The sequence below is a fragment of the Bacteroidales bacterium MB20-C3-3 genome (assembly GCA_035609245.1).
Taxonomy (GTDB): Bacteria; Bacteroidota; Bacteroidia; order Bacteroidales; family UBA932; genus Bact-08.
The window spans coordinates 1,523,698-1,548,094 of the sequence record CP141202.1; the positions used below are offsets into that span (position 1 = coordinate 1,523,698).

28 protein-coding genes and 1 tRNA gene are annotated in these 24,397 nt (G+C 36.7%); 3 read left to right on the forward strand and 26 right to left on the reverse strand.

Annotation, left to right across the window (positions count from 1 at the left end):
* The first annotated feature begins 8 nt into the window (after positions 1 to 8).
* Positions 9 to 986 (forward strand): dihydroorotate dehydrogenase-like protein, encoded by a 978-nt coding sequence (locus U5907_06905; protein ID WRQ32308.1) that lies wholly within the window; start codon positions 9 to 11, stop codon positions 984 to 986.
* 24 nt (positions 987 to 1,010) lie between these two features.
* On the opposite strand, the gene crcB is transcribed toward U5907_06905, so the two are convergent.
* From crcB to U5907_06950, 9 genes are all read right to left on the reverse strand, one after another.
* Positions 1,011 to 1,388 carry a fluoride efflux transporter CrcB gene (gene crcB / locus U5907_06910; GenBank protein ID WRQ32309.1) on the reverse strand — a complete coding sequence of 126 codons (378 nt, stop codon included), beginning with the start codon at positions 1,386 to 1,388 and terminating at the stop codon, positions 1,011 to 1,013.
* 53 nt (positions 1,389 to 1,441) lie between these two features.
* A tRNA-Pro gene (locus U5907_06915) sits at positions 1,442 to 1,515 on the reverse strand.
* 66 nt (positions 1,516 to 1,581) lie between these two features.
* A complete protein-coding gene (locus tag U5907_06920) occupies positions 1,582 to 3,744 on the reverse strand; it encodes a DUF5916 domain-containing protein (GenBank protein WRQ32310.1) in 2,163 nt (720 codons plus the stop codon).
* Positions 3,737 to 4,159, reverse strand: a complete 423-nt coding sequence (locus U5907_06925) for a DUF1801 domain-containing protein (protein ID WRQ32311.1) — start codon at positions 4,157 to 4,159, stop codon at positions 3,737 to 3,739. The genes U5907_06920 and U5907_06925 overlap by 8 nt, the downstream gene beginning before the upstream one ends.
* Before the next feature lie 12 nt (positions 4,160 to 4,171).
* On the reverse strand, positions 4,172 to 4,522 hold the full coding sequence (locus U5907_06930; protein ID WRQ32312.1) for a DUF2200 domain-containing protein: 351 nt from the start codon (positions 4,520 to 4,522) through the stop codon (positions 4,172 to 4,174).
* 34 nt (positions 4,523 to 4,556) lie between these two features.
* On the reverse strand, positions 4,557 to 5,819 hold the full coding sequence (locus tag U5907_06935) for a HipA domain-containing protein (protein ID WRQ32313.1): 1,263 nt from the start codon (positions 5,817 to 5,819) through the stop codon (positions 4,557 to 4,559).
* A 3-nt stretch (positions 5,820 to 5,822) separates the two neighbouring features.
* Positions 5,823 to 6,125 carry a helix-turn-helix transcriptional regulator gene (locus tag U5907_06940; GenBank protein ID WRQ32314.1) on the reverse strand — a complete coding sequence of 101 codons (303 nt, stop codon included), beginning with the start codon at positions 6,123 to 6,125 and terminating at the stop codon, positions 5,823 to 5,825.
* A gap of 209 nt (positions 6,126 to 6,334) precedes the next feature.
* Positions 6,335 to 7,303, reverse strand: coding sequence for an L-threonylcarbamoyladenylate synthase (locus U5907_06945; protein ID WRQ32315.1), 969 nt, complete (start codon positions 7,301 to 7,303; stop codon positions 6,335 to 6,337).
* Between the two features lie 47 nt (positions 7,304 to 7,350).
* The gene (locus U5907_06950) at positions 7,351 to 7,689 is read right to left on the reverse strand and encodes a hypothetical protein (GenBank protein ID WRQ32316.1); all 339 of its coding nucleotides are present in this window, start codon (positions 7,687 to 7,689) and stop codon (positions 7,351 to 7,353) included.
* Positions 7,690 to 7,968: 279 nt separating this feature from the next.
* Here U5907_06950 and U5907_06955 point away from each other — a divergent pair, with 279 nt between their 5' ends.
* Positions 7,969 to 9,108: a DUF4143 domain-containing protein gene (locus U5907_06955; protein WRQ32317.1), complete on the forward strand. Its 1,140-nt coding sequence runs from the start codon at positions 7,969 to 7,971 to the stop codon at positions 9,106 to 9,108.
* A 35-nt stretch (positions 9,109 to 9,143) separates the two neighbouring features.
* Here U5907_06955 and U5907_06960 read toward each other — a convergent pair whose 3' ends face one another.
* Together U5907_06960 and U5907_06965 are read right to left on the reverse strand one after the other, a co-directional pair.
* Entirely contained in the window at positions 9,144 to 9,863 is a 720-nt protein-coding gene (locus tag U5907_06960; GenBank protein WRQ32318.1) for a helix-turn-helix transcriptional regulator, read from the reverse strand.
* Between the two features lie 108 nt (positions 9,864 to 9,971).
* Positions 9,972 to 10,391, reverse strand: a complete 420-nt coding sequence (locus U5907_06965) for a hypothetical protein (protein ID WRQ32319.1) — start codon at positions 10,389 to 10,391, stop codon at positions 9,972 to 9,974.
* A 276-nt stretch (positions 10,392 to 10,667) separates the two neighbouring features.
* Here U5907_06965 and U5907_06970 point away from each other — a divergent pair, with 276 nt between their 5' ends.
* On the forward strand, positions 10,668 to 11,306 hold the full coding sequence (locus U5907_06970; GenBank protein WRQ32320.1) for a CPBP family intramembrane glutamic endopeptidase: 639 nt from the start codon (positions 10,668 to 10,670) through the stop codon (positions 11,304 to 11,306).
* Between the two features lie 191 nt (positions 11,307 to 11,497).
* Here U5907_06970 and U5907_06975 read toward each other — a convergent pair whose 3' ends face one another.
* The 15 genes from U5907_06975 to dinD form a co-directional block, all read right to left on the reverse strand.
* Positions 11,498 to 11,986, reverse strand: a complete 489-nt coding sequence (locus U5907_06975) for a hypothetical protein (GenBank protein ID WRQ32321.1) — start codon at positions 11,984 to 11,986, stop codon at positions 11,498 to 11,500.
* 125 nt (positions 11,987 to 12,111) lie between these two features.
* Complete coding sequence (locus tag U5907_06980; GenBank protein ID WRQ32322.1) at positions 12,112 to 12,639, reverse strand: hypothetical protein; 528 nt, start codon at positions 12,637 to 12,639, stop codon at positions 12,112 to 12,114.
* Positions 12,640 to 13,450: 811 nt separating this feature from the next.
* Positions 13,451 to 14,176 (reverse strand): hypothetical protein, encoded by a 726-nt coding sequence (locus U5907_06985; GenBank protein ID WRQ32323.1) that lies wholly within the window; start codon positions 14,174 to 14,176, stop codon positions 13,451 to 13,453.
* A 172-nt stretch (positions 14,177 to 14,348) separates the two neighbouring features.
* A complete protein-coding gene (locus tag U5907_06990) occupies positions 14,349 to 15,137 on the reverse strand; it encodes a hypothetical protein (protein WRQ32324.1) in 789 nt (262 codons plus the stop codon).
* Between the two features lie 18 nt (positions 15,138 to 15,155).
* Entirely contained in the window at positions 15,156 to 15,878 is a 723-nt protein-coding gene (gene istB / locus U5907_06995; GenBank protein WRQ32325.1) for an IS21-like element helper ATPase IstB, read from the reverse strand.
* A 7-nt stretch (positions 15,879 to 15,885) separates the two neighbouring features.
* Entirely contained in the window at positions 15,886 to 17,418 is a 1,533-nt protein-coding gene (gene istA, locus U5907_07000) for an IS21 family transposase (protein WRQ32326.1), read from the reverse strand.
* Positions 17,419 to 17,521: 103 nt separating this feature from the next.
* Positions 17,522 to 17,716 (reverse strand): hypothetical protein, encoded by a 195-nt coding sequence (locus tag U5907_07005; GenBank protein WRQ32327.1) that lies wholly within the window; start codon positions 17,714 to 17,716, stop codon positions 17,522 to 17,524.
* Positions 17,717 to 17,882: 166 nt separating this feature from the next.
* The gene (locus U5907_07010; GenBank protein WRQ32328.1) at positions 17,883 to 18,497 is read right to left on the reverse strand and encodes a hypothetical protein; all 615 of its coding nucleotides are present in this window, start codon (positions 18,495 to 18,497) and stop codon (positions 17,883 to 17,885) included.
* Positions 18,494 to 18,805, reverse strand: coding sequence for a hypothetical protein (locus U5907_07015; protein WRQ32329.1), 312 nt, complete (start codon positions 18,803 to 18,805; stop codon positions 18,494 to 18,496). Before U5907_07015 ends, U5907_07010 begins: the two co-directional genes overlap by 4 nt.
* Before the next feature lie 2 nt (positions 18,806 to 18,807).
* A complete protein-coding gene (locus U5907_07020) occupies positions 18,808 to 19,512 on the reverse strand; it encodes a TIGR04255 family protein (GenBank protein WRQ32330.1) in 705 nt (234 codons plus the stop codon).
* A gap of 240 nt (positions 19,513 to 19,752) precedes the next feature.
* Positions 19,753 to 20,643 carry a hypothetical protein gene (locus tag U5907_07025; GenBank protein ID WRQ32331.1) on the reverse strand — a complete coding sequence of 297 codons (891 nt, stop codon included), beginning with the start codon at positions 20,641 to 20,643 and terminating at the stop codon, positions 19,753 to 19,755.
* Complete coding sequence (locus U5907_07030) at positions 20,643 to 21,371, reverse strand: hypothetical protein (GenBank protein ID WRQ32332.1); 729 nt, start codon at positions 21,369 to 21,371, stop codon at positions 20,643 to 20,645. The genes U5907_07025 and U5907_07030 overlap by 1 nt, the downstream gene beginning before the upstream one ends.
* Positions 21,372 to 21,598: 227 nt before the next feature.
* The gene (locus tag U5907_07035) at positions 21,599 to 22,021 is read right to left on the reverse strand and encodes a hypothetical protein (GenBank protein ID WRQ32333.1); all 423 of its coding nucleotides are present in this window, start codon (positions 22,019 to 22,021) and stop codon (positions 21,599 to 21,601) included.
* 93 nt (positions 22,022 to 22,114) lie between these two features.
* Complete coding sequence (locus U5907_07040) at positions 22,115 to 23,233, reverse strand: hypothetical protein (GenBank protein ID WRQ32334.1); 1,119 nt, start codon at positions 23,231 to 23,233, stop codon at positions 22,115 to 22,117.
* A 122-nt stretch (positions 23,234 to 23,355) separates the two neighbouring features.
* Positions 23,356 to 24,192, reverse strand: coding sequence for a DNA damage-inducible protein D (gene dinD / locus U5907_07045; protein ID WRQ32335.1), 837 nt, complete (start codon positions 24,190 to 24,192; stop codon positions 23,356 to 23,358).
* Between the last annotated feature and the right edge of the window lie 205 nt (positions 24,193 to 24,397).

The following is a 24,397-nucleotide window of genomic DNA, read 5'->3' on the forward strand; positions in this document are numbered from 1 at the left end:
TTACAGTTATGTCAAATCTCTCCGTAAACTATATGGGATTGCAGCTTCGCAGCCCTATTCTGGCGGCAAGTTCAGGGCTTACATCTCAGCTTGACAAGGTTGCCGCTTTTGATAAGGCCGGAGTAGGCGCAATTGTTGTAAAATCGCTTTTTGAGGAGCAGATAGTAGATGAGGCCGAGTTTTTGGCTGATCAGTCTCATGACTACCCGGAATCTGCTGACTATCTCCACCACTATATCAGGCATAATTCAATAGCCAAATATCTGAAACTTGTTAAGGATATAAAGGATACCGTATCCGTGCCTGTTATTGCAAGCATTAATTGTTATTCTATGGGTGAGTGGGTGGAATTTGCAAAAGAGATTCAGGATGCAGGTGCAGATGGCCTGGAGTTAAATATTTTCTCTATGCCACTAAGTGTTTCTAAAAGAGCCAATCAAATTGAGGATGACTATCTTGAGGTAGTTGCCTCTGTCGCAAAAAGAGTTTCAATACCAGTTGCTGTCAAGATTGCCAACAACTATACAAATCTTCCGGGATTTGTAAACGGCCTTAAGTCCAGAGGGGCAAAAGGAGTTGTGATGTTCAACAGGTTCTATATGCCTGATATTGATATTAAGAAGGTAAGAATTATTGCTGCCGATGCATATTCTAACGAACAGGAGCATCTTAAGGAACTAAGATGGATGGGTATTGTATCTGCACTGGTTCCTGGAATAGACCTCTCTGCAAGCACCGGAATTCACAATGGGACAATTGTACTTAAACAGTTACTGGCCGGAGCAGCAACGGCACAAATGTGTACTGCTTTGTACCAAAGAGGCGCAGAGGCTATTACTCACGCTCTTGATGATATTAGCCTTTTTATGGAGACTCAGGGCTTTGAGAAGATCTCAGACTTCAGAGGAAAACTAAATTATTCAAACATTCAAAATCCGGAAAGATTTGAGAGGGTTCAGTTTATGAAGTCTTTTGGATCAAAGTAGTTTGTTGAGGTTGGTTAATTATTTTTAAACAAGTTTTGTAGTAAGATTCCCAAGATAGGTAGCCGTAATTCCCAAAAAAACACTTAGTCCTGTGTAAAGAAGAAATTGGAAGAAATTGCCATCTTTTAACAATGATACATTTTCGTTGGCAAATGTTGAGAAAGTGGTAAATCCTCCGCAAAGACCCACCGTTAAAAAAATTCTCAGTTCATCGTTTAATAAGTTTCCCCTCTCAGTAAGTCCGTAAAAAACGCCTATGAGAAAACAACCAATTATGTTAACAAGAAATGTTCCCAGAGGGAATGATGATATTGTCAGGTTCTGAAAAAACCGGGAGGCCAGGAATCTTGCTGCCCCTCCGATAAAACTACCTGTTCCTACTATTAATATCAGTCTTAACATCGGGCCAAAGGTAATAAAAAAACCTGCAAACAATTTGTCTGCAGGTTTTGTTGTCGGGGTACTCCGACTCGAACGGAGGACCCCCTGCTCCCAAAGCAGGTGCGCTAGCCAACTGCGCCACACCCCGATGCCCTGTAAAAGGGAGTGCAAAGTTAAATAGTAAAATTGATTTTGCAAATATTTTGTTTAGAATTTAAATTGCGAAGCGCCAGATTAGCTTTGCAAGAAGTGTAGTTCTTGTAAATTTAATAGAGTTGCCGGAGGTGTCAATGTTTTGATTAACTACAAAATAGAAGAAGCTTCCAATTTTTGGAATCCAGTTTATCCGGTAGTTTAGTATAACCTCTTCATCTTCGTTATTCCATTGTGCGAAAACAGAGGTGTTTAATCTTGGATTAAAAGCATAGTTTACTCTGCCCCCAAGTTCATTTACTTTGAAATAACCCTCCGGAAGGTCCAGATTATTTCTGCTCCAGTCTGCCCCAATACTTAGATGCCTGTTAATGCTCAAATTAAGATATATTTCAATATTTGATCGCATTCCTGTATAGAAACTCCCCCGTTCATACTCTGCTCCGGCGTTTATTGCCCTGCCATCAAAAGAGTGAAACTCCGCACTAAAGTTATTGTCATTATACTCACCTTTAGGAATTATTATTCCGTCAATTAGTTTGAACTCTTCATGGGGATTATCCTGATGGTATTCATAGTTAATCCCAAAATAATCCCCGCTTTTAAAATTTATTCCAAAGGGCCTCATCTCCATCGCAAAAGTCTCTGTTACTCCAGTTCTGTCATTGATAAAATATTCAAGGTCAAACAGCTCAAAAGAGAAAGATCTGATAAAGTCGGGCATCTTCTTAAACCGGGGCTTGTATTCCAGTCTGGAGTATAGTCTTTTAAAGTTGGTGCGGTTCACAAAACCAAGGGCTGGTTTGAAGTTCTCCTGGACTGAGTTAAATCCGGCATTGAAGCTCCATATATCGTTTGGGTAGAACAGGAAAACATGATAAGTGGCATTTTTTGAATTGTCAGAACCCACTTTGCCCGGATTTTCAAGTGTGATAGCTCCGGAAAATCCAGACATAAGGTTCTTGTCTCCCATAAACCTGGAGGTGTTATATGTAAAGTCAGTTCCGTACATTGAACTATAGTATCCATTGCTGAATTTCTGGGTTGTAATAAAACCAACGGAGGACTCTTCAAAAATATCCTGCTTAACTCTTATTACAGAAGAGTTGGCCCACTCAGTCTCCCCTTTTGCAGCAGTCTGTAAAGTCATTATACCTATGCTGGTTTTGTTTATCTTTCCAAATAGCCTGCCTCCTCCAAGAATTGGGATAAAGGAGTCCTGATCAATTCCGATTCGTCTGCTGTAAAATAGCCTTGCTGAAGATACAGACATATCAAAATAGGTGCTTCCCTCAAGGAAAAATTGCCTCTTCTCCGGATAGAAAATGGAGAACCGGGATAGATTTACCTCTCTTCTGTCTGATTCTACCTGAGCAAAGTCGGTATTCAGAGTGAAATTCAGTTTAAGAGTTGGGCTGATGTCATAATTAATCTCTCCTCCTGCCTTGAGGGAACCTTTTGGCTTATCTGATTCCCACTCCAGACCGGTAGTGATGTATGGTGTTATTTCCAACCTCTCTTTTTGTCTGATATTCCGGAGCCCTTCAAGTTTACCACTTTGAGTAATGTTCTCAATGCCATACTGACGGGACCATCCCTGCCACCTTACCTGCTCATTTTTTCTTCTTATATTTCTCTCAAAATTAACAGACCAGGTTTGGGTCTCTTCCTTTTTAAACTTAAGGGTGGAGAAGGGGATGGCAAATTCGGCAAACCAGCCCTTTTCGTCTCGAGTAACTCTTACATTCCATACTCCATTCCAGTCTATATTGTGACGACCGCCGTCCCCCCCAAGCCACGAATCTGCCATAGCTCCGTTTGGATTAGTAACAAAGAGATATCCGTTTCTGTTATCGTTAAAGGGACTTATCATAATCTCAATATCATCGTCCGAGCCCCATTCAAAGTCTCTGGTCATCTGCTTTGCCGATAGTTTATCGGGCTGAGAGTCAAAGCACCATACTCCAAAATAGATGTTGTGAGTATCGTACAAAACGGCAACTTTGGTTAGCTCTGTTGGTTCTGCCCCCTCAGCGGGTTCACTTTGCCTGAAGTTTGTTACGGGTATGGCATTTTGCCAGATTGTCTTGGCCAGGTTACCGTCAATATGGAGAGGATCAGATACTTTTGTTGCCTGGATGCTCCCTGGATTTGATGTCTGGGAAAATACAGGAAGAGAGAAGAGTATAATAAGGGAGAGAGTAAAGAAAAAATTCTTATCCATATTTTTCCACCAGGTATGAAATATTCTCAGTTATTAGTTTTTTAAGGACCGTAAGGCTAATGTCAGACAATTTCTTAATGTAGATACAGCCCTTACCCATTTTGAATGTGCCCAGCTCGAAAAGAAGCTCCTCCTGTTCAGGTGTGCCGGAAAAAATGTATAATGAAATTGCTGCTTTACGAGGTGAAAAGCCTACCAGTGGCCAGTCTCCCTCTTGACGGCTTCTTTCTGATTTGTAGTGGTAGCTCCCAAATCCTATCATTGAGGCACCCCACATTTTTGGCTTAAATCCGGTCCACTCCTCCATCAGAGCCAATAACTCAAAGGCATCTTTTTTCTTTTGTTCTGAATCGGCAGAAGCATTAATAAAATCAGCAACATTAGCTTCGTTTAGTTTTGTCTTTAATTCTGCCATAGTATTTTACACTTATTTGCGTAGAATTTTATCCATTGTCTTACCCTTTGCAAGTTCGTCAATTAATTTATCAAGATAGCGAATTTTTTGCATCAATCTATCCTGAATCTCTTCTACGCGATAACCACAAATTACCCCTGTAATTTTTTGGGCATTTGGGTTTAGCTGAGGAGCATCTGTAAAGAATGTTTCAAAATTGGTTTTGTTGTCTAAAAGGTGTAGAAGGGACTCTTCTGTGTATCCGGTTAGCCAGAAGATAATTTGGTCTACCTCCTCCTTAGTGCGCCCCTTTTTCCCGGCCTTCTGGATGTAAAATGGATAGACATCAGCGAAGGGCATTTTGAAAATGCGTTTGTTGTCCATTATTTTGATAATTAGTTAGATTTTAATCTTGATTTCAATATCTGAAGGCACCGGAAACCAACTCTTGTTCGCTTCGCGGAATTCCTGCCTCAGATGCGAATTGTTGCCACTTTGAAACGGCAGATTTTATTGCTGATAAAATTTCGGTTGCCTTAGCGGTTCCTAAACCAAAGTATTTAGCAATGCTAAGGGCTAACTCAAAATCAAGCGAATTGTCATCTTCCGTGATATTCAGTTTTAAACCCATTCCAGTCTCATCAGGATTAATATCATAAGCTGGAGAAAGCTCCCACCCCCCCTTGCCTGAAAGGATAAATCCATGATTTCTTAAATGATCATCACAATTTGATACAGCAATGTTTAGAACAATCCTGCGCCATAATTGCTCCAGATTATAGTTAGTATTTTTACAATTTGAAGCAATCCACTGTGCGATTTCCAGATAGCTGACGCCATCTGCATAGCTTGCTCCGTCAGAATAACCCAGCAGAGTCATTGCAGAAGCAAAGTGGATTCTTTTACCTGCTTCATTTCTGTCAAAGCGTTTTGTTAAAAATGTATGATGATTACTTCCAAATCTTTGAGCTTTACACTCAGACATAATTACTCCGCAATTTGCAGCTATTCTGGAAATAACATATTCCCATGCACCTGTGTTTTTTTCATCTTTACTACTTGGGAATTTTGCAATCCATAATTGACCCTTTTCATCCAGAATATTTGCTTTAGGTCTTGCTCCTCCAAGAGAAGAGCCTGGTGCGAATAGCATATTAATCCATTTTATGTGCTCAGAAGAATAGATTTCATCATCGGTCTCAATATGCAGACTGGCGTATTCAAGCTCTCGTATAGAACTCCAAGGAGGGGTTGCCAAAGATTTGTGTTTATCCATGAAATCTCCTTCAGGAGAAGATTTAAACCGAAGTGCTCCCATTCTGTTTCCATCATAAACACCCATCAAATAGTCTGCTTCAGTTAAAGTACGAACAGTCCTATTTTCCAATCTGGCTAAAATGGCCTCTCTTCTGCGCATTAAATTGCGCCCCCATCTATCCGGAGCCGAATCAAGAAAGAGTCCGAAGTTGCTTTTGTCTGCTTTTAAATATTGTTTCCCGGAAAATTCAGATAAATCGGGGTCCAGGGATCGAAAACTAATGTTATTTATCCAGTTCTTATCGTTTTCATATGAAAAAACCTCTTTGCCCCTGATCACTTCACTATAAAGCACGCCCATAAAGACAGGTTCTTCTGACATAAACCAATCCATATAAACATATATTTCTTTATTCTGCGACATAATTTATTTTTTAGAAGCCCTCTCTTTTACTGCGAAACGTGCATCTTGCAGTCTTCTCCCCAGTTCATCATCTTTTGCCACCAAGAGAAGATCTTTGTCCAAACCCAGAATCGCCAGAACTCTGAAATAATATCCAATAGCAACACCTTCGTCCCCTTTTTCAATTTTAATTAGAGTATTTCTGGAAATTGATGCACGCTCAGATATTTGCTCGGATGATAAATCTCTGCGCAATCTGGCGTATTTTATATTTTCTCCAAATTCAGCAAGAATTCTTGATTGTGCTGGTAGTAGAGGTCGTTTCATTTAGATAATGTTTACAATAATGAACAAATATATATAAAAATGTTCAAAATAATACACATTATGCGGATATTATTTCTCTTTGCCGTAGAATGAGAGGCCTATTTTTGGTTCGATACTTATTCTGTTATTTGGAGTGGCAGAGTCTTCAAAAATCAATGTGTAACCTGCATTCATTGAGACAAACAAAAAACTCTGAGGTGAAGGCAGGTTCAGGAAATTTCAGGAGAACTGTAACCCCGCCAGTCATATTCGGCCTTGCGGAGTCTGTCCATAATTGCGATACCTATCCCTTCTGAAGGAACCGGTTCTGCAATGATAAGCTCAATCTGAGGATCGTCTTCAAATGAGTGCATGGCTTCAAACATGTTCACCGCGTAGTCCTTAAGATCCATTGTCTGAGAGACTCTTATAACTTTAAGGTATCCGCTTTCGAGCTTCCCGGAAAATGAGATAAGGCCGGCTTTGGATTTATCAATATGAGATAGCTCTGTATCTGCTATCAGAAGCATTTTTCTTGGGCTGTAGTGGGATTTTAACATCCCCGGGGCCGAAAGCTTCTCTATCTCTGAGCTGCCGTCAAATGGCACAACCTTTTCCAGCTCCTCTTTTGTGATGATTCCGTTTCGCAGAATCTGGAAGCCCTTGTCTGTGAGGCGGATTATTGTCGATTCAATACCAACGGTTGTTTTTCCGCCGTCAAGGATATAATCTACATTTGGAAGCTGCTTCTGAACGTGGGCTGCTGTTGTTGGGCTGATGCGCCCGAATTTGTTTGCGCTTGGGGCTGCTATGGGGCAGTTTGACCTGGTTATTAGCTCAAGGGCAATGTCGTTTTTTGGCATTCTTACGCCTACTGTTGGCAGGCCTGAGGTCACAAGATCGGGAACTATGCTGCTTTTTGGGAGAACCATAGTAAGCGGCCCGGGCCAGAATTTCTCTGCCAGTTTGTAAACTCTTTCATCGATATTGGCAGCAACTGCTTCCAGCTGGGCCATGGTAGAAATATGCACAATGAGCGGGTCAAATGTTGGGCGCTCCTTTAGCTCAAATATCTTTGCCACCGCCAGCGGGTTTAAGGCGTTCGCGCCAAGCCCGTAAACTGTTTCAGTAGGAAAGGCTACAAGCTTACCCTCCTGAATACATTTTGCGGCAAATTCTATGTTATTTGTACTTTTCATCTTTCCTGTGTCTGATAAAATATCGCCGCAAAGATAGTGAGATAAATTTAATGAGGTTTTCTGTAAAAGTCGTTCAGTGAGTTTGTGTAGTAGCTGTAGTTGATTTTGCTGCTGCGCTGGAATATGCGGGGCTCTTTGTGACCAACCGGAACTAAGGTTAGTTTGCTCATTCCGTTAATCCTCATGAATTCTTCAGAGTTCATAGTCTTCTGATCGAAGAGGATATCGAAATAAAAGAGGTACTTTCCAATCCATTTTATATAGTTTTCTGAGTCCTCTTTGCCCAACTCGCCCTCTTTGTTTATAAGTTTGAGATTTGGATCTTTAGAGTATATGGCTTTTTGGAACTCTACCCCGGTGAGAGGGGTTCCGTTAAGGGTGGGCATGATATTGAACTGAGGGTCTATGTAAATCCACTTTCCAAAACTACTGCAATTAAACTGATGATTACTACGGCTGCCTTTTTCATATAGTGAGGGTTAATTTAGGTGATTTTTCAAAGATATGAAAACTTTATTTTAGCCAAGAGAGTGCTTGCGGATTTTAGTGAAAATATAAAGTTATACTTTAGATATTCATGTTAAAATAAAGTTACACTTTAGATATTCATGAAAAATTTTATATATTTACTCTCAAAATAATATCTCTTAAAAAATTATCTCGTTATGTTTTCTCGTAAAATTAATCTTCAAGATGCAGAAAATGAGAGTATTTTTCTGTGGGGAGCCAGACAAACCGGGAAAAGTACGTTATTGCAACTCCTTTTTCCCAATACCAGATATATTGACTTACTAAAATCGGACGAATTTGAACGATATAATCGTCGTGCATCACTTTTGCGTGAGGAGCTAAGTTTGCTCCAGGAAAACGAGCTTATTATAATTGACGAAATACAGAAGATTCCTGAATTACTCGATGAGGTGCAATGGTTAATGACCAATAAAAATCACCGGTTTATCTTAAGCGGCTCGAGTGCACGCAAGCTGAGGCGAAGCGGTGTAAACTTGCTGGGAGGCAGAGCCATCCGCAAACATTTATATCCTTTTGTAAGTGCCGAGATTCCTGATTTTGATCTGATAAAAGCTTGCAACAATGGTATGATGCCAAGGCATTATCTGGTGGATGATGCAGGTAAGCGTATTCATGCATATGTGGGTGATTATTTGCAACAAGAAATCAAAGCAGAAGCTCTAACCCGAAACTTGAAAACATTTTCTCGTTTTATGGAAATTGCGGCCTTGAGCAATGGAGAAGTAGTTAATTACAATAATATTGCATCTGAATGCGGTGTAAGTGCTCCAACTGTAAAAGAGTATTTTTCTATCCTGGAGGAGACTCTTATCGGTTATACTATTCCGGCTTTTACCAAAAATGTAAAACGCAGAGTTATTCAATCGCCAAAATTTTACTATTTTGATGTAGGTATTGTTAATTTTCTACTTAGAAGAAGATCTCTTTTACCTGGTTCTGCTGAATTTGGACATGCATTTGAGCACTTAATTATGCAGGAATTAATTGCTTATATCGGGTATTCAGAATCACAGCATTCATTGTCATATTGGCGTACAACTTCTGGATACGAAGTTGATGCAATAATTGGTAATGCCAATGTTGCCATCGAAATTAAATCTACAGAAGAGGTGCATTCTCATCATACGCGAGGTTTGAAGGCTTTCTCAGAGGAGTTTCCAAATTCCCGCCTGATTATTGTTTCTATGGACAAGTATCCCCGCAGAATGAATGAAATTGATGTTATTCCTGCTCAGCATTTCTTGAAAATGTTGTGGAACGGGGAGCTGTTTTAATTAAGTTGCGGTTGGCAAGGAGGAATGCAGCCGGGTTAATCTAGAAAGCCTGTTCCAAAAGGACTTTTCGCGTCAGGAGAGTAGTCTCGATAAAATCCGATTCGTTTGTTAGAATTTTGTGAACTTAATGATCCAGTTCCAAAACTGCCACTGAAACCATCATTACAAATAACTTCGCAGTCAAGATTAACTAATAAGTTGTGAACATTAAACTCAATCTTCTTATAATGGATAACAATTCCAATTTTCTCCAATTCTCTTTTAATTTTTATCAGACTGTCAAGGTTCAGACTGTGAGTAAAAGCAACCTCAACTCTTTTGACTGAATTATTGTTCACCTCAATTGAAAGACTTTTTCTGTTTTTAAATTTTTCTGATTGGTCTTCTGCATTAAGGAAATTCACACATAATAAAGTGATTAGGAGAAGAGTTGCTGTTAAAATAGAGATTTTTCTCATTGCGTTAGTTTTAAAATTAAACAAATCATTCACATACCATAAAATGGGATGTTTATCTATGTTTGAATTTTGTTTCTCAGATTTAACTTCATTACCGGTATTAGAAGATTCAAAAAACTCAAAACCAATCGTTTCGGAAATTATTTTTATAGTGTAGACCCTAGGCTCAACTAAACCAGATTCAATGCGTTGAATTGTACGGATAGTAATCCCGCACTTCTCAGCAACCTCTTCTTGAGTTAATCCTTTGGCTTTTCTGACCTCGAGTAATTTTTTTCCAAACGCTTGTTTTTCCATTCAAGCTAAGATTTAATTCAAAGTTATGTTTAACCTAAAACTCAACCAATGATTAGGACGGTATTTTATATGACATTCTTACGACAAGAATGGTTATTAGACACAGTGTTATTTAGAAATATTAGGAAATGCCTTGATTAGTTGGTCTTTAACAAGTAGTCCGATAGCGTGTCTTGAACCTGAATATCCATAAAATGCATTTGATGTTCCGGTTACCCATTTTGACTCAAAAAGGGTTGAAGAGGTTTGATTATCTATAATATCCAACTTCCCTCTTCTGTTACCAATTTTCTTTTCAATTATTCTGAGTTTAAATGTGAAGTCTGCTGATTCTTTTGATTCGGAAATTACCAGGGAAGTTTTTCCGATTATGTACTCTTTCAGCATAGCGATGGCATTATCTCCATCTACATTTACTTCGTTTTGAGTCTGTTCAAATGTCATAAACACCTTTGAGTCTGGTTTTAACTGAGCGAAAGTTATTAGTGAGGAGAAGGTGAGCAGTAGTAGGAGTGTTAGTGATTTCATGAGTGAGGGTTTTAATTGGTTGGATATCAAAGGTAATAAATAATACAAAGTTCAGACAATAATTCACCGAGAAATCTTAAGACCAGTATGGCTGTGCGAGCCCGGGCGGGAGGCCGACGGCGGGTGGCGGGCGCGGCAGCGCGGCAGCACTTTGCCACAGTTTTTGGCAAGTTATTGTTATCCTTGCTCTTACTAAGAGCATTTTTTGATAATCTCTATGCTTCTCAAAAAAATGATTTCATTAAACAGTTCTATATCTGACACTTGCCAAAAACTGTGGCAAGGTGCTGTAGGCGTTTTGACTTGTTGACTAAGGCTATTGCTAAGAATTTAACCATTGGGATCTTGATAGGAGCAATGTATTTTGTAGTTATTGCCGGAATCCTGACCATATTTGGAAGCTATAGTGCTCAATACGCTTCGCCACACTGGTCATACATTACACTGAATCTGTTTTTATACTTTCTGGTAGCATGTGGAGAAGAAGTAACATTCAGAGGAATAATCTTCAGAATGATTGATGAAAGATTTGGCATTTGGTGGGCCCTTGGAGTATCAGCCCTATTATTTGGATTCGTCCATATATTTCAGCCGAATGCAAGCGTTTGGAGTTCAATTGCAATTGCCATTGAAGCTGGTGTGCTGCTTGGTGCTGCTTTCAAATTTTCTGGATCTTTATGGTTACCAATAGGTATTCACTGGGCATGGAATTTTACTCAGGGTAATGTATTTGGATTCTCTGTTTCTGGCACAGATAAAGGAGAAAGCATACTCAACTCAGTGGTTAAAGGACCAGATCTTGTTACAGGAGGTGATTTTGGCCCAGAGGCTTCTGTAGTTGCAGTTGCTCTTGGAACATTGCTTTCAGCTATATTTATCTGGCAATATCAAAGAAGAAGACAGGCTCTCAATTGATTTTTGAGTTATTTCCGTAAGTCGCTTATTCATAAAAGTATAGAGAGATAATCAAGGGGCGGGCTGCGTTCGTCCCACGCACACCTGTGGGAATGTTTGTATTCAAAACATCTCATAAAGTGTCATAAAGTATCATAAAGACTCATAGAGATTCACTGTTTTGGTCCCGTTTTTTTGAAAGCGGGACTCAGTTAAAATCCAATGCCAATACCTATTGATGGCAAAACTTTGCTATTATAGATAAGCGCCCCGGCGTAGAGTATGAATGAAGATTTTTTCTGTTTGCCATAAAAAGATAGTCCGAGTTTTGGCTGAAGAGAGATTTTATCATTTTGAAAATCCGATGACTCAAAATTTATAGTGTATCCGGCGTTTACAGACAGGAATGGGATAATTCTTCTGGTTTCAATTTTTGAGAAGTTTACTTTGCCATAAATGTACGGCGTTGCTGTTACAAAATGAATTGTCGAGATTCCGATTCCTGCAGCAAATCTTGAATTAATGTTATAACCTAATGTGGCTGATGCTTCTGAAAGGATGCCTGACATTGAGTTATTATAAATTAAAATTGGACCTGCCTGGATTTCTGCAAAGAATTTTTTAGGTGATGTTTGGTTTTGTGATTTAAGAGGGGCAAAACATAGAAATGAGAAAATGATAACGGCAATAATCTTGTTCATAACAGAATGCTTTAATTAGTTGTGTGTCAAATGTAAAAAAAAACGATGCGGTATATCAATTTTGGTAGTGATCTCCTCATCTCAGCGAGCACTTAATACAATTATGGCTCTGGCTTTTTAAAACTTTAGAATGCGTACCCGAGTTTCAGGTCCATTGCCAGTACTGCCTCCCAATTGTTGCTTCCAATAATATTGGTTCCGACACCTGCTGCCACTTCAAAAATGAAGTGCTCGCCCATTGTTCTTTTCAAACCGTATTTGGGTACAATCAGGATGTATTGGGTTACATCGGCATTGTTCCCAATACTAAAACCCGGCTGATAATCGGCAGAAACTGCAATGTAGTTTGCGGAGTTGTTAATGGTTTTCTTGCCTTTACTGAACCTTTTGGAAAGATTGTAGTAATATCTTGGTTCTATTCTGAGTGACGGAGCTATATACCAGTAGTTGCCGTTGAAAGTTCCTGAGCCAAAACCTCCGTTAAGGATAAGTTCCATGTTCAATGTTGATTGTTGGGCTATTGGATGTTCGTAGGCGTAAGATAATCCTACTAATGGCCCTTTAATACTGTGGCTCCTTTGGGTATTTGAATTTTGAGCTGATAGATTGAATGAGATGGTTGCAATTACTGCAATAATGAGCTGTTTCTTCATACTATATCTGTCGGTTAGAGGTGAATTTTGTAAAACAGAATGCGTTAATTGGTTGTGTGTCAAATGTAAAAAAAAACGATGCGCAGTATCGATTTCCTTTGATTTTTTTAATTATTTTAACTTGAGGGGATTGGCATGTTTGTGCGATTTTTCACAGGCGTGGGTGGGACGAACCTCCACAGGGCTAAAATAGTGGTGATTGCAAAAGATTAAGTGTTGATTGTGTTAGATTTATATTTTGGGATGTGTAGATAATCAATAAGATGGAGGTTTGTCCCACCCAAACCTGTGGGGATGTTTCAGGAGAAATAGGGGATTGCCTCGTTAAGCGAGGCGTTCCCCCAAAGGGGGGGTGCTTCAAAGAGGAAAAAGCCCATCTGCCGTGCGGCAGATATCTATTTGTTATTCCAATCCTGTTGTATGTTTCGATCATTTTCCTGACGTCAGGAAAATGATGATTTCAATAATTAGTGATTGAATTCAGATGTTATGGGATTGCCTCGCTTTGCGAGGCGTTCCCCCGGGTGGGGTGCTTCAAAGAAGAAAAAGCCTTATGCTGCGCATAAGATTTTTTATTCCCGGCTGCGTGCTAAAGCAAGCTTTGCACTTGCCGGAAATAAAAAAACCGGGCGTGTGCCCGGCTTTTTCTTCTTTGGCGGTGAGGGGGGTACTTGAGCCTTGATTATCATAGAGTTCCATAAAGTGTCATAGAGTATCAAATCAGCACTTTAAGGTTTTTTCATAGTGTCATAGAGTATCATAGAGTGCCATAGAGTTTCACTGTTTTAGTCCCCGATTTCAAAAACGGGGACTAAATAGATATTTGATGTTTATTAAATGATTCTTGATGACAATAATTCTCTATTCGCTTGTTTCGCGCCTTGATGAATTGCATCACCCCTTTCTTGTAGGTTAAATATTCATCTATGTCTCTAAACATAGGTCTCGTGGAGAAATTATCAAATGGCAGGTAAAACTGAACACTTCCATTTTCATCAACAAGGTCGTTGAGTAAAAAGAAGTCAATATATCCCTTAAAATCCTCAAACAAGTAGAAGAACTCCTTATACCTAAAAATTGTGTCATAAAGCGGGCTCTGTTGCCCTAAATAGAAGAGCCTGATACATTCTAAGGTTAGGTCAAATCTGTCATCAATTAGGCTGTTTACTCCCCTTGCTTGGTTTATTGTATGCTTTCCTTCAATTCTATTGTTTGGGAATAGTGTGTAAGCTCCAATGGTTGAGCCTAAATCAAACAATTCTTTTACCTCTTCCTGTATCTGCTGTGTTAACCAAGCTTTGTTTTTATGATTTCTATAAGAATGCGTAATAGCATCGCTTCCTAGTGAAAATTCTCCAAGTTCCGATTTATGGTACAAATAAGTTCCCCATTTTTTGTCTATAAGTTCAAAGAACTTTCCGTTTGACAATTTCTTACTCCATAACATTTTATGATAGCAACGAAGAGTCGGACTTGTGCTATCCGGGTCGCCTCCATTTGCGTCTGTGTATACATTAAATGTTGTGTCAATTGTCATTTTTTACTAAAATCTGTTGGTTTTGTTTGTCGCGAGTGGTCTTCGTTGTTTTAAATGTTTGTGATTTCGTAGCACAAAACTGTCAACTATGACTGAACTTGAAAAGAAGCACAAAGCTCCAAGTTGTCACTTCACCCCTAATAACGCAAAACCTATGTTAAATGGCATTTTTTTATAGCATCAACTTTTTAGGCAACCAATAATTTCTGTCTTGGTGTCCTTTAGGAATGATAAGTCCAATATTTGCTTTTCCGTTTTTAATTTTCTCTATTATTGGATGTTCTGGATTGTTTCTACCTCTTGTCTGTCCTCCATAAAAATATCCAAAACCATTTTCGTCAACAGCATTAAATCTTTTTGTTATTGTGTCAATAATACTCGCTGAGTTTTCAAACACAAACATCCCAAAATGGATTTCTGTACTCCACAAAACTCCGTAGCCATTTATCGACTTGTCAAATAAGGCTTTTACATTACTGCTACACCTTTGTATCCAATAAGCCCAATTAACAACCTCAAGCCCTGTCAGATCTTCTACGATTTTCTTTTTTCTAAAAGGTTCGTGTTTTGGTAGCCCATATCTTGATGGAGCAAAATGAGAAGGACCATCAAATTCTACAAACAATGGTGAGTGTCCTTCAAGAGTTAATTTTAAGTCCATTGAAAATCGCTTCACACTTATTTGTGGTTCTATTTGAATGTTTGGGAAAGTCCTCTTAATTATTGCAATAAGTAGAAGTTCGTCAAGACTTGATTTGTCAACTGGTATTGCATTTGGAATTTTATTGTCATACCAAAGTTTTTGAATTTGTCTTTCGTCAATAACATCATTACCATCAATTGTTTTGAAAGCAACTGATTTTAAATCATTGTCGGAGTGACTATTCCGGTGATATAGGGCCACTATTCTGGAGCATATGGGGCCAGTTACAGTTTTCTCGCTTTCATAGCAAAAGTGCATAAAAATTTTTAATGTTATTTATTCTCGAAGAGATTTCTTTGATTTTATTTCTATTCTAAAAGCTCCATTTACCAGTCTATCCATAATTGCATCAGCAATAGTGCTTTCTCCTATTATATCATACCACACTTTTACCGGTAGCTGAGAGCTGATTATAGTTGATTTTATTCCGTATCTGTCTTCCATTATTTCAAGCAGTATAAGTCGGTCAATGTCATCCAGTATGTGTAGTCCAAAATCATCTATAATCAGTAGGTCCTGCTTTGCGATCTTGGCTATTAACTTGCAGTAAGTATCATCTGCTTTAGCATTTTTAAGTTTTGCGAAGAGTTTTTGAGCATTATGATACATCACCTTATATCCGTTATAACAAGCTTGATGTCCAAAGGCAGATGCAAGATAACTTTTCCCTGTTCCTGTAAAGCCGGTTATTAATATATTCTTCGCTTGTGTAATGTAAGAGCAGTCTGACAATCTGATTATTTGTGACTTATCCAATCCTCTATCATCGTCATATCTTATATTTTCAATAGCTGCCTGGTACCTGAACTTAGCCTCTTTTAAGGCCCTCTCTACCCTGTTATTCTCTCTGTTGTCCCATTCAGCGTTAATTAACATCGTCAAGAATTCTTCATTAGTTATAGCATCACACTGTCCTGATCCTACCATGTTTTTGTAGAGGCTATACATCCCATCTAACCTCATTGAACTCATTTTACTTAGTATGTTATTACTATCCATAACTATGCTATTTATAATATTGAGCTCCTCTGATATTTTCGTGTCGTGGCAGTTTTACGATATTCTTCGCAGTAGTACCAATTTGATTATCCAGGCTATTTGACAGGATATTCTTTAAAGTTGTATAATCATACACCCTATAAGCTAAAGCCCTTTTGCATGCATTTGTAAGCCTGTAGTTCCCGTATTTCTTACTCAAGTGTACAACTCCTTCGTACATTCTTCTGGCCAAATGAGGATATGTGCTTTGAGACATCATATTCCTCATATATTCTTCTACCAGCGGATCTACAGTACTTCCCCATATGTAAGCAACAGAAGGCTCCCATTGGTCTACATATCTATGATTTGGATGCCTGTGTTCAACTTTTGTAGAGTATCCATTTTCCTTGCTACTCCTTATGTGGGAAGCAATTTGCTGATTATTGTAATAGAAGGATATTGTCCCGGACGACACAACAGCTTTAATCCTCTTTCCGGCATATTTATACGGTACACTATAGCTGTGTCTGTCCTTGTTAAAAAATACATGATACTCTGTGTTTACCTTAAGTTTATATGATTTAGTTATCTCGTATCTATTTACAGGTAATGACATAAGAGCACTTTTTTCGTACTTTTCAAACAGGTCTTTACGACTATAATCTCTGTTCTGGAAGTTCTTAGCTACTGCAATAGCAACAAGCTCTTTTATCCTCTTATTAAGTTCTGTTAGTCCACAGGGCAGTTTATCCCTAAGAGGAGCAAATACTGAAGAGTAAACCACATTAATTATACTCTCTACTAATGCCTTATCTTGAGGTTTTCTGGACCTGGCTGGACTTACCGTTGCTCCATAATGGTTAGCCATAGAGAGAAAAGTATTGTTGATTACGGGCTGATACTTATCTGAAGAAGTAACTCCAGCCTTTAGGTTGTCCGGGATAAGCACCTTGGGTACTCCTCCAAAATTATGGAGTGCATTACTTACTGCCATTGTAAAGTCTTCCACTTTTTGACTCCCAACGGCCTCTGCTTCAAACATTCTGCTTCCACCAAGAATGGTTACAAGAACTTCTGCTTCTATAGCTTTACCGGAATTGGGACAAAAATAATTAAGCTTGTCTCCTGTGAAGTCTATAAACATCTCCTCTCCATATTCGTGTTCAAGATGCATTGAGACATTTTCACTATTTAGCCATTGTTGGTAATGATGACACATTTGCGAGTAACTGTAGCCTTGAGAGCGGGCTCTACGATATTCCTCCCATAAAATAAACCTGGTAACTCCGGTTCTCTTGAGTTCTTTCCTAAAATAGGGAAATAGTTTTTCCAAGTACTTATACTCTTCGCTTGAATCAAAGTACGAAGCTTCTGATTTAAATAATGCTTCCAGTTCTTCGTCAGGAATAGTTTGAAGATTTTCTTTAGTTAAGTTTAACTCCTTGTTTTTTGAGAAGTACTGACTTACTGTTTTTCGGTCAATCTGTAAACACCGAGATATCTCTCTTTGAGAGATCCCCTGTTCAATTAATTGCAAAATTTGCTTTACTTTGCTCATTGTTATTAGTTTTCCAGCCATGTGAGGTTCTTTTTGTGTTGCAACTACAAAAGTAACCCGCTTGCTTAAAAACTGTAACAGGAGGAGGGCCTGCTCTCCTCCTTTATTTTATAAAATGGCCCGGTATGCTCCAGAACGGTGGCCCAGTATCCGCCAGAATGGTGGCCCAGTATGGACCAGAATAGCTATCGGAGATGTTAAGTATTTCCTTAACATCAGATTTTGTCAAGTAAGAGCCAACATATTTGTCGCTGTTGCTTAAGTCAAAAACTCCTTCAGGTCGTCCTAATATTCCCATTGTTTTGATGTTGTCTTAAAATGCTCGATAATAGTTACATGTATTAAATGTTGGGGATTGCGTATGGTGTATCACTCTGACGACACTAACTCCGATGTGCAGCTGTATGCTTAATTTATACTGAAACCCTTATTGGTTATGCCGCGTGATGTAACGTCGTGCTTTATTAGATTAGACTTTTTCTTTCAACCTTATCTTGAACTCTTGTAAAATGAATTGATAGTTTCAAAAGAAATAGATATGCTCCATAATCACTTAGGGTAAAAATTCTATTGGTGGTAATTTTATCTCTTTCAATAAGAGTATTTGGCATATTATTTACCCTATCAAAAAAAACAATAGATTCTTCTAATTTTCCATCAAACTTAGGAAGAAAAAAAATTTGAGTTATCTCTTGTCTTTTTATGGCATTTATGTGGTCAACAATCTGTTCTTTGGATTTTTTTGAATTTTTGAGAAGAGTTAGCTTGTATTTATCTAAACTAAAAATTGGAGCATAAACAATCTGGGATGGGAAATTTCTTTCGTTTTGTAAATCAATATCACATGTATTCGACAAAATAATGCTAGGTGCTGGCTTAACTTCAGGTTTTGGAAGATTCACAACTAAAAGATTATTCAATCCATCACCTTGATATATAATTCTAGTATCATTAAGATATGTTGTATATAATCTCTCATCAATATTTTCTGGGAAATCTTTTAGCCCATTAAATAGCACACGATCAGATTCTTCTGACAAAAATTTAGGCAAATAGATTTTAACTTCATCAAAATTCATATTAGTTCCCAAAAGTTATCATTAACGATATCTACAAATTCACTATCAATGTCTTTAGTATTTTGGAGAACCCTTTTAGAAAAATCAATTATTGTCTGAAGTTTTTCCATACTCTCACTCTGTAGTTTGTAATCGGCCGATTGATTAAATGCATAGTCTTTCCATTCAGCTATATTGTTCTGAAAGTTATAATTATGATTCATTTTAGGTATCAAAGTATCTGAATCATATGATAAACTAATTACACTGGAACTAATTGTTGCAAGTAAAAAAATATTAGCTAATGAGTTATATGAATTTGTTCCCATGATTAATAAGTTGGATTGAGTGTGCTCAAAAATTCAGAACTTAATAAACTATAAAATAGTTCCTTTTCTTTTAAATGCCCAGCATTTATAAGCTCGTTTTTCTTTGAAAAAAAGTTTACCAAGTTTTTAGTTACAAATGTGTCTATGTCAATTATCGAACCATTCTTGCCATTAATAATAGCATTATTCGCTAATTGTAAGGTACTGCTATATTCACCCTGTTCTATTTCAGTCCTTATAATTGTATTTTTACAAAGTACATCATTTGATCCAATAGACACCTTAAGGTTTATTTTTTCAAAAATATTGTTTTCAAAAAAATTAATGTACCTAATCCCAATTCTTTCAATTACATTAATAATCCCAATTTGTTCAATTTTAGTAAGTACATCAAAAATGATTTTAGAAAAAATTTCCCAACCCAAATATCTCGGGAAAGAACTGATTAAAATCACATCAGGTCCAATTTGTATTACAAAATTTTCATTTGAAATTTTGTAATAAGGTTTATATTTTAAATTGGGATCACTTGCTCTAACAACATCAGGAAGTTGTAAAATTGGTAATGTTTCAACTTTTTGAAAATCCTTTTGTAAAACGCTATAAATTAATCCAAAAACGGCATTCGCATTAATTGTTGAAGTAAACCTTACTTCAAGTAACGCATCTACTATTGGACAAGGATTTATATTTTTAGGCAGTTTCATACTAATTTTTCACAAATGTAATCTTTTTGAATTCTTATTTCAAAAAACATGCTAACAAACAATGAATAATCTATTAATCGGTGTTATTTTTTGTAGCATGCGACACAACGGTTAAATGTCTGAAGCGTCTTGGATTGCGTATTATGCACCCATCTTTCGTCAAAAACGCCCATGTACGCTAGTATGTTTGATTTATCAATCAAGCTTTAATATTCTTAACTTGAAGTTATGGGTGTTTTATTATTTACAATTTCCACAATTTAAGCAATAATTATCAGGATCTTCATAATAGTATTTACTTACATTAGGTACTTTCAAAATATTTGAGTTTACACAAGAAGACTTTTTGAATACATTTATTCCATTATCCTTTAGATAATTTATAAAAACATCAGTTTTTAAGGAAGAAAATGTGTTCAAACTCATATCACTTGAGCAATCAATAATCTGTTCTTTTGAATCATTAAGTAATATATAAAAAGGTGATTTTGAAGGAACAACAGATTTCATTTGTTTTATAATAGTTGAATCCCAATACATTACCCCAACGACACAATAGTCAATTTCATATTTTTTAAAATTTTCAACAAACAAATCTTTATCATCACATGTGTATTCTGACAAATATGGTTTAATCATTACATTAGTTAAGACCCCGTATTGCTTAAATTTATTTGCTGTTTGTAGTCTTTCAATAGGACTTACAGTACCATTTTCAAAAACTTTCCAATTACTAAAAGTTGTTATTGTTGTAGAGTATAATAATTGATTATCATATTGTATTGAATCGCAAATCCTTCTTGCTTTTTCATCAGAAATGGAGAACTTACTCATTATTTGAACAGGATTTCCGGTCTGTAACAAGTTTTTTATCCAATTAATTGAAAAATCTTCATCAGATTTTTTTGAAAATATATCACCCCAAGCTCCTACAGATATGATTGAGCCATATTTCCCTTTAATAAAATTTTGGTTTGATTCAATTGATTCAATTATACTCTCAATTAAATAATTACTTCTTCTTGCTATTTGATCTACAGACCTAGTCGGTAAATAACAATATTTACATTTGCCAGGACAACCAATAATAGGACTTACAAAAAAACGTCCATCTTTGAAATCCGCTAACATTAATAATTATCTTTTAGTAAGTTATTATCATTCCAAAGCTTCTCAAAGTAACTTATATAATAATCAAACCCCTGACTATTAATTGAGAATTCATATGATATTGTCTGCTGGCTAGATTGTCCATATAAATATGGGCCGACATAAATTTTATTATCAATTCTAAAATAAAAATCAAATGGTAATGTATCATAGTATTTTATTTTTACATTACCGTACTTTTTTAAATCAAAAACCCACTTATCAAGTTGTAAAATAGTATTTTTGATTTGTCCCACAACCTCTCCTTCATCTTTTTCTCGGTGTGTTAGTAAGCTTGAATTTGGATTAATAGTAATAATACGAATATTGATTCCGCTTTTGACTTTTGAAAGAACAAGATCAGTTTGAGTCTCTCTAAATCCTTTTAAACCAAATGCAATTATATCGATATTACACTTTGCAACATTTAACTGGTCATTACAACTCAAATTCATTTCAGCTCTTGTTCGATAAATTCCGCTTAATCCCCATTTTTCAATTATTTCTTTAATCTTATTCTGTTTAAATAAATATTTTGAAGACAGATAAACAACAATGGAACTAGCAATTATTGAAGTGCCAATACTAATTAATAATAAACCTATTGGCTTTTCGATGTTAACTAATATTGCAATTAAAACCAGTATAATTCCGGAAAAAAAAGTTATCAAATTAACGGCATTTGCATTAAGTTCTTCAATTTTTTTCATGTATTTAGTATTTGTATAAAATTTACACTAACTTATAACTAGTTTTTTAATTTAATTTTAAGGGTCGCTGAAATATTTATGGCTAACTAACCCTTTTTTTAGGCTTATTAATTACATTCTAAAATTAGAATTTAATTCCATCTAATCCAATACCTTCCCCTCTCAAATTGTTGAAGGTTAATTTGACTAAAGCTATTGTGACCATTATAGAAGTGAATGCTATAGCGTTATTTAGAAATTGAAATATTAAACTTCGTCATCTCCTTTTCCTTGAGTTTGTCCACTACTTTGATGTATGGTTTCATTGATTTGTAGTCGTAGTGGCCAGTCCATTCCATAATTACATGGGGAGGTATGCCCAGATAAAGTCCGTTTACAACGAATGTTCTCCTGCCACAATGGCAAGAGAGAAGTGCATACTTTGGATGTACCTCTTCTATCCTTTCGTTCTGCCTGAAGTACACAATCCTCTGAGGAGACTTAATTCCTGCCTTAAAACCCATCTCTTTTAATGCTTCATTCATCTTCTGATTGCTGACTACAGGCAGGGCAAGATTGTTCTTAAAACGCATCTTTTTGTACTTATTCAGGATGGCATGACTGATGTTGTTAAGTTCAATCTTAATCCCATCGGCTGTCTTTTGAGTCACTACCAAGATATGGTCAGGGAAGATGTCTGTTCTTCGTATTCTATAGGAGATATCACTTGCTATAGTGTAACGAACCTCTACAGAGCTACTTTATTAAAGAGACAGTGAGCTGTCTACATATTTTTTTATTTGTTCCCGAATGAATTTATTTTGATTGTCTGGTTCGACAAAAAACTCACTTCTAAATATTTCATCCATAGATTCAATTTTCAATAGCTGTTTTAACCCATTAATTCCTTTCTCGCTAAACACCAAATGACAAATAAAAGCCTGAATAATGTACTGTGGATTTGTCCTTTCATCCATGTAATAAAATTCCATTGGATTTGTAATGTTAGTATCAGGATGTTTTGCAATATACTCATTTAACCTTTTTAGATGCTCTTTATAAGATGTCCCCATTGAGCCTCCATAAAAAGTGGCAATACCCTCTTTTAGAGGAGTATTTGGATAAATAGGATTTAAATATATATGAATAAACTCATGCAAATAATTTTCATCAAGTCCCCAGCTATATATAGATTTTTCTTGCTCATATGCTAGTCCTCCAGGATATTCCGAGCGGGCCATGTAGAAGTTAAAATCAAATCCTTTAATTGCCTGAATTTCTCTGTTTGTCTTAGCAAAATAATAATCAATTTTTATCGGTCCTAGCCCCCATGCTTTTTCCAAATTTGTAATAGAGATAATTAGGCTCTGTGCATTAGTGAAGTTAAAAGTGTGGTATGAAGGATAATGAAAAGTTACATTTCTAATAGTTTTAGTTAGCCATTCTTTTGTTTCAATATTTTGATTTACTAAAAATTTACACCTGCCATTATCAATCTTTATGTAGTAGTTGGCAATAAAGTAAATAGTTGGGTTACTAAAAGAGTCTGTTGCTGCAAACAATACTTTAGCTTTCACCGTATCAGCTTTGGTATCTAAAGATATTAGGTACGGTTCCCCTAGCGTATAATTTGTTGTATTGCCAATCAAACCGATTGCTGTTTTATCAGGTAATCTAAATTTTTCCACATCTTCGTTATAAAAATATTTAGTATAGTCAACTTCATTATCCTCTTTGAAGTCTGTAATATATTTGTTGAAGAAGTTAATGGTCAATTTAGATTTTTCGGTTGTAGTATCTACACCAATGTTTATTCTAAGCTGTGCACTCATGTCTTTGAATAACAGCAATGAAAAAATTAAAACTAAATACTTTGGTTTCATTGATATAAATAGGTGTAGTTTAGCTGATTGTTGTTAAATTATTTGGTTTTCCAGTCCATCACAGACATTGCTTTAAAGTTATATGCTTTGTATCATTCAGCCTTTTCAATATACTAACATGTTTATTTCTTCTTTTTTAAATCTTTCAATAATTTTTTCTCGTCTCCTTCAAGCTTACGTTTCAACTTTTTAACATCTTCTGCTGGAGGCAGGTTTTCAGGAAATATACCTCTCTTTGTCAACATTTCTCTGACGGCAAGATTATTGTCAACATGCTCTTTTTCAATTGTTGATTGCCCTTTTAAGTCTTTATTTTGAACATTCAGACCAGTCATTTCAGCTGCTAGGTCTTTTGCTTTAATACTTATTGTAGGAAGAAAATCGGCAACAGGTCTGCTATCTGGCACGCCAAACTTGCGTTTTAGTGTATGGGTGTTTAGTCTGAATAATGCCTGATCCCCCTTGCTCCTTATAATAGCAAATCCTTGACTGTCTACTCCTCGTTCATAAAGTATTCCAGAAAGTTGTTTCTCTGTTTGGCTTAATTTCGCACGAGCTTTTACTCTTTCAAATTCTAAAATGCGAGCCTCAACCACTTCTGCTTTACGTGTTTGTATGGCGAAGTAATTTTGTGCAAATGCAATTTCTTCTTTTCGGCTATCTCCATTTTGAGCAATTAAGTAACATGCATATCTTGTTAAAAGAATGTCATCTATCTCTCTTTCAGCTCCTTTTGGCATTGGGATCGTTTTCCTGATGTCAGGAAAATGATAGTTATCTCTTTCTCCAGCATTATTGCACGCATCTTTAGCTTTCTGAATTACTTTTTCAAAATTCTCCCACTTACTATATCCTAATAATTCTTGTAATTCACGTGCACTCCAACACTCAATACCTTCAAATTCTGAAGCAGCAGCTTCAAATTGACTAAACAAGTTTTTAATTTCATCTGACTTCATCACCAATTCTTTTATGACTTAAAATTACTGAAATATTTCAAAGGTGCTATCTGAACTCTGGTGGAGTTGTCAAAATTATAGTTAATTATAAATCATATAAATGAGGGGGATTGCCTCGCTGCTTGAGGCGTTCCCCGGGTGGGGGAGCCTAAAAAAACAATAAAAGCCTCGGCCTTTGGCTGTATAAGCAAAAGAAAAGACCGCT

Coding starts and splice junctions, on each gene's coding strand:
- U5907_06930 (WRQ32312.1), bottom strand. CDS start 4,522: ATGGACAACAAACGCATTTTCAAAATGCCCTTCGCTGATGTCTATCCA.
- U5907_07010 (WRQ32328.1), bottom strand. CDS start 18,497: ATGAATTTTGATGAAGTTAAAATCTATTTGCCTAAATTTTTGTCAGAA.
- U5907_06905 (WRQ32308.1), top strand. CDS start 9: ATGTCAAATCTCTCCGTAAACTATATGGGATTGCAGCTTCGCAGCCCT.
- U5907_06955 (WRQ32317.1), top strand. CDS start 7,969: ATGTTTTCTCGTAAAATTAATCTTCAAGATGCAGAAAATGAGAGTATT.
- U5907_07005 (WRQ32327.1), bottom strand. CDS start 17,716: ATGGGAATATTAGGACGACCTGAAGGAGTTTTTGACTTAAGCAACAGC.
- U5907_06965 (WRQ32319.1), bottom strand. CDS start 10,391: ATGAAATCACTAACACTCCTACTACTGCTCACCTTCTCCTCACTAATA.
- dinD (WRQ32335.1), bottom strand. CDS start 24,192: ATGAAGTCAGATGAAATTAAAAACTTGTTTAGTCAATTTGAAGCTGCT.
- U5907_06990 (WRQ32324.1), bottom strand. CDS start 15,137: ATGCACTTTTGCTATGAAAGCGAGAAAACTGTAACTGGCCCCATATGC.
- U5907_07015 (WRQ32329.1), bottom strand. CDS start 18,805: ATGGGAACAAATTCATATAACTCATTAGCTAATATTTTTTTACTTGCA.
- U5907_06960 (WRQ32318.1), bottom strand. CDS start 9,863: ATGGAAAAACAAGCGTTTGGAAAAAAATTACTCGAGGTCAGAAAAGCC.
- U5907_06935 (WRQ32313.1), bottom strand. CDS start 5,819: ATGTCGCAGAATAAAGAAATATATGTTTATATGGATTGGTTTATGTCA.
- U5907_07020 (WRQ32330.1), bottom strand. CDS start 19,512: ATGAAACTGCCTAAAAATATAAATCCTTGTCCAATAGTAGATGCGTTA.
- U5907_06975 (WRQ32321.1), bottom strand. CDS start 11,986: ATGAACAAGATTATTGCCGTTATCATTTTCTCATTTCTATGTTTTGCC.
- istB (WRQ32325.1), bottom strand. CDS start 15,878: ATGGATAGTAATAACATACTAAGTAAAATGAGTTCAATGAGGTTAGAT.
- U5907_06980 (WRQ32322.1), bottom strand. CDS start 12,639: ATGAAGAAACAGCTCATTATTGCAGTAATTGCAACCATCTCATTCAAT.
- U5907_06950 (WRQ32316.1), bottom strand. CDS start 7,689: ATGCCCACCCTTAACGGAACCCCTCTCACCGGGGTAGAGTTCCAAAAA.
- U5907_06925 (WRQ32311.1), bottom strand. CDS start 4,159: ATGGCAGAATTAAAGACAAAACTAAACGAAGCTAATGTTGCTGATTTT.
- U5907_07030 (WRQ32332.1), bottom strand. CDS start 21,371: ATGAAAAAAATTGAAGAACTTAATGCAAATGCCGTTAATTTGATAACT.
- U5907_06985 (WRQ32323.1), bottom strand. CDS start 14,176: ATGACAATTGACACAACATTTAATGTATACACAGACGCAAATGGAGGC.
- crcB (WRQ32309.1), bottom strand. CDS start 1,388: ATGTTAAGACTGATATTAATAGTAGGAACAGGTAGTTTTATCGGAGGG.
- U5907_06940 (WRQ32314.1), bottom strand. CDS start 6,125: ATGAAACGACCTCTACTACCAGCACAATCAAGAATTCTTGCTGAATTT.
- U5907_06945 (WRQ32315.1), bottom strand. CDS start 7,303: ATGAAAAGTACAAATAACATAGAATTTGCCGCAAAATGTATTCAGGAG.
- U5907_07025 (WRQ32331.1), bottom strand. CDS start 20,643: ATGTTAGCGGATTTCAAAGATGGACGTTTTTTTGTAAGTCCTATTATT.
- istA (WRQ32326.1), bottom strand. CDS start 17,418: ATGAGCAAAGTAAAGCAAATTTTGCAATTAATTGAACAGGGGATCTCT.
- U5907_07040 (WRQ32334.1), bottom strand. CDS start 23,233: ATGAAACCAAAGTATTTAGTTTTAATTTTTTCATTGCTGTTATTCAAA.
- U5907_06920 (WRQ32310.1), bottom strand. CDS start 3,744: ATGGATAAGAATTTTTTCTTTACTCTCTCCCTTATTATACTCTTCTCT.